Source organism: Succinimonas sp., assembly GCF_045225735.1.
Classification (GTDB): domain Bacteria; phylum Pseudomonadota; class Gammaproteobacteria; order Enterobacterales; family Succinivibrionaceae; genus Succinimonas.
The window spans coordinates 1-7,991 of record NZ_JBGVBR010000250.1 but is presented as its reverse complement, the minus strand read 5'-3'; the positions used below and the strand labels follow the sequence as shown (position 1 = coordinate 7,991).

7 protein-coding genes are annotated in these 7,991 nt (G+C 49.7%); all 7 read left to right on the top strand.

Annotated elements, in window-relative coordinates; translation table 11 throughout:
• Nucleotides 1–654, top strand: a 654-nt coding sequence (locus tag ACJROR_RS08995) for a 3-dehydroquinate synthase family protein (RefSeq protein WP_406546813.1), incomplete at its 5' end; no start/stop codon positions are given.
• 93 nt (nucleotides 655–747) lie between these two features.
• Complete coding sequence (locus tag ACJROR_RS08990; protein ID WP_406546812.1) at nucleotides 748–2,637, top strand: AAA family ATPase; 1,890 nt, start codon at nucleotides 748–750, stop codon at nucleotides 2,635–2,637.
• Nucleotides 2,638–2,665: 28 nt separating this feature from the next.
• Complete coding sequence (rpe, locus tag ACJROR_RS08985) at nucleotides 2,666–3,319, top strand: ribulose-phosphate 3-epimerase (RefSeq protein ID WP_406546811.1); 654 nt, start codon at nucleotides 2,666–2,668, stop codon at nucleotides 3,317–3,319.
• 1 nt (nucleotide 3,320) lies between these two features.
• Nucleotides 3,321–4,013, top strand: a complete 693-nt coding sequence (locus ACJROR_RS08980) for a phosphoglycolate phosphatase (protein ID WP_406546810.1) — start codon at nucleotides 3,321–3,323, stop codon at nucleotides 4,011–4,013.
• 11 nt (nucleotides 4,014–4,024) lie between these two features.
• Entirely contained in the window at nucleotides 4,025–5,026 is a 1,002-nt protein-coding gene (trpS, locus tag ACJROR_RS08975; protein WP_406546809.1) for a tryptophan--tRNA ligase, read from the top strand.
• Nucleotides 5,027–5,029: 3 nt separating this feature from the next.
• Nucleotides 5,030–6,157 (top strand): efflux RND transporter periplasmic adaptor subunit, encoded by a 1,128-nt coding sequence (locus tag ACJROR_RS08970; protein WP_406546808.1) that lies wholly within the window; start codon nucleotides 5,030–5,032, stop codon nucleotides 6,155–6,157.
• Nucleotides 6,154–7,991 (top strand): efflux RND transporter permease subunit (locus ACJROR_RS08965; protein WP_406546807.1); only part of this gene is annotated, 1,838 nt, incomplete at its 3' end. The genes ACJROR_RS08970 and ACJROR_RS08965, both read left to right, overlap by 4 nt.

Below are 7,991 nucleotides of genomic sequence, written 5' to 3'. Positions count from 1 at the left end.
GGCAAGACTGCGGTCAATCATCCTCTGGGAAAAAATATGATTGGCGCCTTTTACCAGCCTAAGGCCGTAATCATTGATTTGAACACTCTCAAAACTCTTCCGGAACGTGAAATCGCCGCCGGCATGGCTGAGGTTATCAAGTATGGCATTATCTGGGATCCGGAATTTTTTCAGTATCTTGAGAATAATTCAGACAAGATCTGGGCTCAGGATTTGGAAACTCTTTCTCATGTGGTTTACCGCTGCTGTGAAATTAAAGCCGAGGTGGTGCATAAGGATGAAACCGAGGGCGGTCTTCGGGCTATCCTGAATTTGGGTCATACCTTCGGTCATGCCATTGAAACCTTTATGGGCTATGGCGTCTGGCTGCATGGTGAAGGAGTGGCTGCCGGCATGGTGATGGCAGCTCGTCTGGCGCTTAAGAGAGGAAACATTTCCGCTGCGGATTTTGAGAGAATTCGGGCTCTTATTGCTAAAAACCGTCTCCCGGTTTCCAGGCCGGAATCTATGCCCGGGGAAGCCTTTCTGAAGCTTATGATTCACGATAAAAAGAATCGCCAGGGGCACATTAACTACATCATTCCGGACTCTCTTGGACATGTTTCTCTCTACCGTGATGTTACAGATGCGGAAGCGCTGGAAGCCGTGGGGTAATTTTTGCTGAGTTTTATGCACATGGGGTGCTTTCACTTTATAATATGCAAACGGTCGGAAACTGTTCAAAAAATAACTTAATCAGGTACTAAAATGGCTTTAGAACAACTGCCCAGACTTACAAGTCAGAATTCTCTGGTGGAGAGAGTTAAATATCAGATTACTGTGGGGACACCGCTGGTCTTTGTTACGGGAGCCTTTGAAAGCGGAAAGACCGTATTCAGCGAGCAGCTTATTTCATCCATGGATGAGGACTCCTTTGTCTGCGCCTTTGTACCCTGTCAGGAAAAGCTTTCAGTGGAAAAGCTTCGTGAGATCCTCCTGAAGCAGCTGTCCGGCAATATTGTGTTTAATGCAGGGGATCATCTTCTGGGCACGGTTCAGCGAATGGGTTTCGGGCCTAAAAGAGTTCTTATCGTTATCGATGACATTGATAAGGCGCCTCAGGAATTTTTTGATGACATTGTTCAGGTTTACCGCACCTATGCAGCTCAAGGAGTGTTTTCGGTAATTCTTACCTCCTCTCAGGCCTGGTCAGATTCCGAGGCCCGTAAGGTCAAGAAGGAAGGCCTTCAGCCAGTGGAAATGGAAATACAGCCGCTGACATTGCCGGAATCTCTGACACTGATAACCTATTACAGACGTTTTTACGGCATGCCTGCCTTGTCAGATAAGGAACTCAAGGGGTTCTACGATATATATTGTTGCGGTACCAATCCCGGTGAAATCAGAAAGATAGTGGAGGCGGTGTCCAAGGGACTTAATCCTGTTGCTAATACTCAGGAAGGAAAGGCCTCTCAGGCTTCCGGCAAGAAGCCCAGCCGTAAAATGGATTTCATTATCGCAGGTGCTGCTCTGGTACTTTTGGTCGTTGGCGCTGGTGTTTATGCCACGAGAAGCGCTGATAATACCGATCCCAAGGTTAACGTCGCTCTTAAGGAAACTGACGAATTCATTATTCCCAAGGCCGATTCCCAGGATTCCGCTAAGCTTGGTCCGGAACTCAATCATCAAAGAACTGATCTCAATCCGGTGGTGGTTATTAACCCTGCAGGAGACGAAGGCACCCCGGTCATTATTCAGGAAGATTACAACGGACAGACTGCCTCCGGAAGCTCCGATGAGGGCACGGAATCCATAGTGCTTATTACCGATGATGATAACACTGGTGATAAAGCTTTGGTTATTACTGAAAATACCATCAGCACTGCCGAGCGCGAGGCAGAGGGAGATTTGTCTTCCGGTATGTCATCGGGCACTGAAAAGGATAATGATTCACTGCTGGCCCAGCAAAATGATAATACTGTTGATGGTACTCTGATTGCCGCAAATAACACTCCGGCTGACAAGCCTGAGGTAAAGAATGTCCCTCCTGAAAATGCTGGCACTTCAGACAGCAAGAAAGACCAGCCGGCGTCTTCAGGTAAAAAGGAAACGAATAACATGGATAATTCCGGAAAGAAGCCTTCAGTGCCTAAGACTGAAAACGCTCAGAAGAAAGAGAGCGATTCTGCCAATAAAGCTCCTGATATGACTTCATCTAAAGATTCGTCTAAGGATTCAGGCAATGCTCCGGTGGTGCTGAACGGCGGCAAGGATAAGGATTCCGGGAAGACTGCCAAGTCCGATGATGCCGCTAAAAAAACTGACAATTCAGCTAAGAAGACTGACAGCAAAAAGGATGACAAGCCTTCTCTTCCCATGCCGAAATCGCCGGATGTGGAATTCTCAACGCTGCCCGGAAACCATTACACCTTGCAGCTTATAGCTTCCAACAAGGCCGGAGTCGAAAAGCTCAGGAAACGTCTTAAGTCCGGCTGGATACTCTTCCGTCCGGAACGCAATGACTATATTTTGGTATACGGTGACTTTGCCAGCAGATCCGAGGCCGAGGCTGCCAAGAGCAGGTTCCCTGCTGATATCAGAGCCAACAAGCCCTGGTCTAAGCAGGTTTCGCAGGTCAATAAGGAAACATCTCATTAATGCGTCTTTGGGAAGCGCTGAGGTATATATGAAGTATTTAATTGCTCCTTCAATTCTGTCTGCGGATCTGGCCCGGCTGGGAGATGATGTTCGCTCGGTACTGGAGGCCGGAGCCGATGTTATTCATTTTGATGTCATGGATAACCATTATGTTCCAAATCTGACCTTTGGCCCTGCGATTTTAACCGCTCTCCGAAAGTATGGCATTACTGCTCCCGTTGATGTGCATCTCATGGTGTCTCCGGTGGATGAGCTTATTGAGAGCTTTGCCCGGGCCGGTGCCAACAGCATTACCTTCCACCCGGAAGCCGCTAAGCATGTTGATAGATCCCTCTCCCTTATTCGCAGCTTTGGCATTAAGGCAGGCCTTGCTCTTAATCCGGCAACCTCTCTTTCCTGGCTTGATTATGTCTGGGATAAGCTGGATATGGTATGCGTTATGTCAGTGAATCCCGGTTTCGGGGGGCAAAAGTTTATTCCGGCCATGCTTGAAAAGATTAAGAGTCTTCGCGCGGTTGCTCCGGAGAACTTTACCATTGAAGTGGATGGCGGAGTAAAGGTCTCCAATATTCGGGAGATTGCTGATGCCGGGGCCAATATGTTTGTGGCTGGTTCCGCTATTTTTGGCAGTGATTCCTATACAGAGGTTATTTCTGCCATGCGTCAGGAACTTTCCCGTTAATATGATTCTTACCCGCAGGCCCCGGGCCATGCTTTTTGATTTGGACGGCACTCTTGCCGATACCGTTCCTTCATTGCATCTGGCCGTTCTGGGAGCCCTTCAAAGTGTCGGTCTCCCGGAGATTACTCAGGAGATGACCAGATCCTTTGTGGGAAACGGCGCCATGATGCTTCTGGCCCGGGCAGTTACCAGAACCATGGATCCGGATCTTGCCAATGTGGACAAGGATCTTCTTAAAAGGGCCCGCGAGGGATTCAATGTCACCTATGCCTCGTGCTGCGACTGCAAGGAAAGCATTTATCCCGGAGTGCCTGAAACCCTCTCATATCTTAAGAATTCCGGCATCAGTCTGGGAGTTCTTTCCAATAAGCCCGATGTTTTTGTGAGACCGGTTCTGGAAAAGGCCGGACTCCTTGAATACTTCGTTTTTACCCTGGGCGGAGATGTGCTGGATAATAAAAAGCCGGATCCGGAGCCCTTCCTTTATGCCTGCGCAATGATGCATGCGGAGCCTGAGGAGTGCGTGATGGTGGGGGATTCCTCTAATGATATTCTGGGGGCCCGGCGTTCCGGGATGACCAGTATTGCCCTTACTTATGGCTATAACCGGGGGAAGCCGGTTCAGGATTCCGGCCCGGATTATGTTTTTGATGATTTTGCAGCGATTAAGGTATTAATCAGCGGTTTAGATTAAGGACTGAATTCATGAAGAAAAAAGTTTTTAGCGGCGCTCAGCCTTCAGGAGAGCTTTCCATTGGAAATTATATCGGCGCTCTCAGACAGTGGGTAAAAATGCAGGACGAGTATGACTGCACATTCAGCGTGGTGGATGCCCATGCCATTACCGTGCGTCAGGATCCCAAGAAGCTTCATGATGCCATATATAACACCTTGTCCATTTACCTTGCCGTGGGCATTACTCCGGAAAAAAGCACCCTCTTTTTGCAGTCTCAGGTACCTGATCATGCACAGCTTGCCTGGGTGCTTAACTGCTATACCCAGATGGGCGAGCTCACCAGAATGACGCAGTTTAAGGATAAGTCAAAGCGCTATGAGAACAATGTTACTGCCGGACTCTTTGATTATCCGGTGCTGATGGCGGCGGATATTCTTCTGTATCAGGCGGATCTGGTGCCAGTGGGAGAGGATCAGCTGCAGCATCTGGAGCTTACTCGGGATATTGCCTATCGCTTCAACCAGCTTTACGGGGATATTTTTACGCTGCCTCAGGGTTATGTGCCCAAGTCCGGCGCCCGGGTTATGAGTCTTCAGGATCCCCTCAAGAAGATGTCCAAATCTGATGATAACCGCAACAATGTCATTACTCTTCTTGAGGATCCGGATTCAGTGGCTAAAAAACTGAAGAAGGCTGTTACCGATTCTGACAACCCTCCGGTGGTACGCTATGACTGGGAAAACAAGCCCGGGGTTTCCAATCTTCTGGATCTCATGAGTGCTGTTACCGATACCCCGGTGGAAGAACTGGTGGCTCATTTTGAAGGGAAGATGTACGGCCACCTCAAGACTGAGGTTGCAGAGGCAGTGGTGTCATTCTTGAAGCCCATCCAGGCAAAGTATCGCGAATATCGTGAGGACGAGGCTTATCTGCGTTCCATCTTTAAGATTGGCGCGGAAAAGGCTCATGCCAAAGCCAATGAAACTCTCAGAAAGGCATACAGCGCTGTGGGCTTTGTGCTTCCTGACTGATCTATGAAAAAAGCGCTGGCCGTTCTTCTTTTTCTGATTGCTGCGGGCATTTCCTGGTACTGCTATACCTCCGGGATACTGCATCGGGGAGCTCCGCAGTCTGCGAGTCCCGCTGCTCTGGAAAAAAGCGTCCGGGTGGTGCCGGTTAAGGATCAGAAAAGCGGTCTCGTATTCCCTCTGGTAGGCCGTGTTTTTGCCAGCAAATCCGTGGAAATTACCCCCGAGGTTACCGCTCGCATTTCTAAAGTCCATGTGTCTTCGGCTCAGGCTGTTAAAAAGGGGCAGCTTCTTATTGAGCTCGATCATGGCATGGAGGAAGCCAAGCTTCGGGAGGAGACTGTCCGGCTTGACAATCAGTTAAGACGCCTTTCCATGATGCAGAAGCTCAACAGCAAGGGGGTGGTCAGTCTTGATTCCATGGAGCAGCTCCGGGCGGAAACCGAGCAGCAAAAGGCGGTGGTGGAAGCCAGAAAGGCCGCTCTTGAGGAAAGAAAGATCTACGCGCCCTTCAGCGGTGTTTTAAGCATGCACCGTCTTACTCCGGGAGAACTGGTTAAGCCCGGAAATGTGCTTCTCCAGCTTGATGACCTCTCAGAGGTTTATGTGGATTTTAATATTCCGGAAAGGCTTATGTCGCAGCTGGTTCCGGGACAGAAGGTGACAGGCACCGCTGAAGCCTGGCCAAATGAAAAGTTTAACGGGGTGGTGCGGGAGATCGACACTCATGTTAAAAGCGACACCCTGGCTATCAAGATCCGGGTCTTTTTTAAAAATGACAATGTCCGGCTTCTTGATGGCATGATGATGGAAATCGAGCTCAGCCTTTTTGGCGGGAGATATGCGATTATTCCTCTCAAGTCAATATGGTACCAGGGCGATGATCGTTATGTCTTTATCCTGAACAAGGACGGCACGGTATCCCGGCGCCGCATCGTTCTGGGGCCGGTGACCGGATCCTTTGCCGCTGTTCTTGATGGCATAAGGCCCGGTATGCAGGTAGTCTCGGAAGGTATTGAGAAGCTTTCGGACGGAGATCGTGTCCGGGTGCTTTCCGATGAAAAAACACTGGAAGAGCTTTCTGATGATGTGCCCCTCCGCAAAAAGAACCGGACAGGAGATGCAGTTCTGTGATCCTGAGTGAAATATCCATAAGAAGACCGGTTTTTGCTCTGGTGCTCAGTATCCTTATTACCATTTTCGGTCTTATCTGCTTTCTAAGGCTTCCCATAAGGGAGCTTCCTGATGTTTCCCGTCCTTTGGTTTCCATATCCATAACCTATACCGGAGCCTCACCCGAGGTTATGGAAAGCCGAGTCACCAAAATTGTCGAAGACGAACTCTCCACGCTTTCCGGGGTGGTAAAAATATCTTCCATAAGCAGAAACGGCAAGACTTGGATCGGCATCGAGTTTAATGAACATGCTTCTATGCTGTCTGCGGTGTCCGATGTCAGAGATGCCGTGTCCCGGGCCCGGAAGAAGCTGCCCTCCGGAATAGATGAACCCGTGGTGGCCCGGGACAGCGGTGAAGGCGAGGTGGTACTCTGGCTCAATCTGTCCAGCAAGGTAATGAACCGCATTGAGCTTTCCGATTATGCCGAACGGTTTGTGGTGCGCAATATCAGCATGCTTGACGGGGTTTCCCAGGTTACCACGGTGGGAGCTCTGGAAAAGGTGATGTACATTCGTCTTCTTCCCGCCCGGATGACCGCCCTGGGAGTTTCCGTGGAAGACATCATTTCTGCCATCGGCCATGAAAACATTGAACTTCCCAGCGGTGAAATCAGAAATGATGACATGTATTTTCCGGTGGAGATCAAGCGGGTTTACGTAGATGCCGAATCCTTTGCTCTCCTGCCCATTCGCCACGACGGCATAGAGGGCACCATCAGACTCCGGGATGTAGCCGAGGTGGGCATTCAGGCCAAAAATGAAGAAAGCGTCTATCACCGTAACGGCATGTCCAGTATCGGTATCGGCATAGTCCCCATGTCCACGGCCAATCCTCTGGATGTGGCGGCCAGCGTGCGTAAAAAGGTACAGGAATTAAAGCGTTTTGTGCCCGAGGGCTCCGAGCTGGAAGTGGATTTCGATTCCACGGTTTACATTCGGAATTCTATTTCCGAGGTTTATGAAACTCTGGCCCTGACCGCTCTTCTGGTGATTCTGGTGCTCTATTTATTTATCGGCTCCTGGAGAACTACCCTGATCCCGGCGGTAACAGTCCCGGTATCTCTTATAGCCGCATTTACCGGAGCGTACTTTGCGGGCTTTTCCATTAACCTCATCACTCTGTTAAGCCTGATTCTGGCTATAGGTCTGGTGGTAGACGATGCCATCGTCATGGTGGAAAACATTTCCTATCACATCATGAGGGGTATGGGCGTTCTTGCAGCTTCATGGAAGGGTGCCCAGGAGGTGGGCTTTGCCATTGTGGCCACTACGCTGGTGCTCATTATGATCTTTCTCCCCCTGATATTCATGCAGGGCATTACCGGAGCCATGTTTATTGAATTTGCCGTCATGATGTCCCTGGCGGTATTCTTTTCCGGGGTAATTGCTCTGACACTGTCCCCGGCTCTTTCCAGCATTTTTCTGAAACCTCTCAGAACAGGAAGTAAAGCAGGGAAGAATGATGAGAAAGCAGGGAAGATATGCCAGGACCGTGAAAAAGAGCATGTTTTAGGGAACGGTGCAGAGATCGGCACAGAGAATGGTGTAGAGAAAAGCACAGAAAGCGACGCAGAGAACGACAATCCGGTACGGTTCTTTAATTTCATTATGAAATGGCTGCTCATTTTTTATGAAAAGACCCTGCTCTTTTTCCTGCGCCGCCTGTGGCTGTATCCGGCCATTTTGACGGTCATTGTCTCTGCGGTGTTTCTGTTCTACGACGCTGTGCCGCATCAGTTTGTGCCCAAGGAGGATCGCGGGGTTATCTACATCTATGCCGGCGGCGGCGAAGG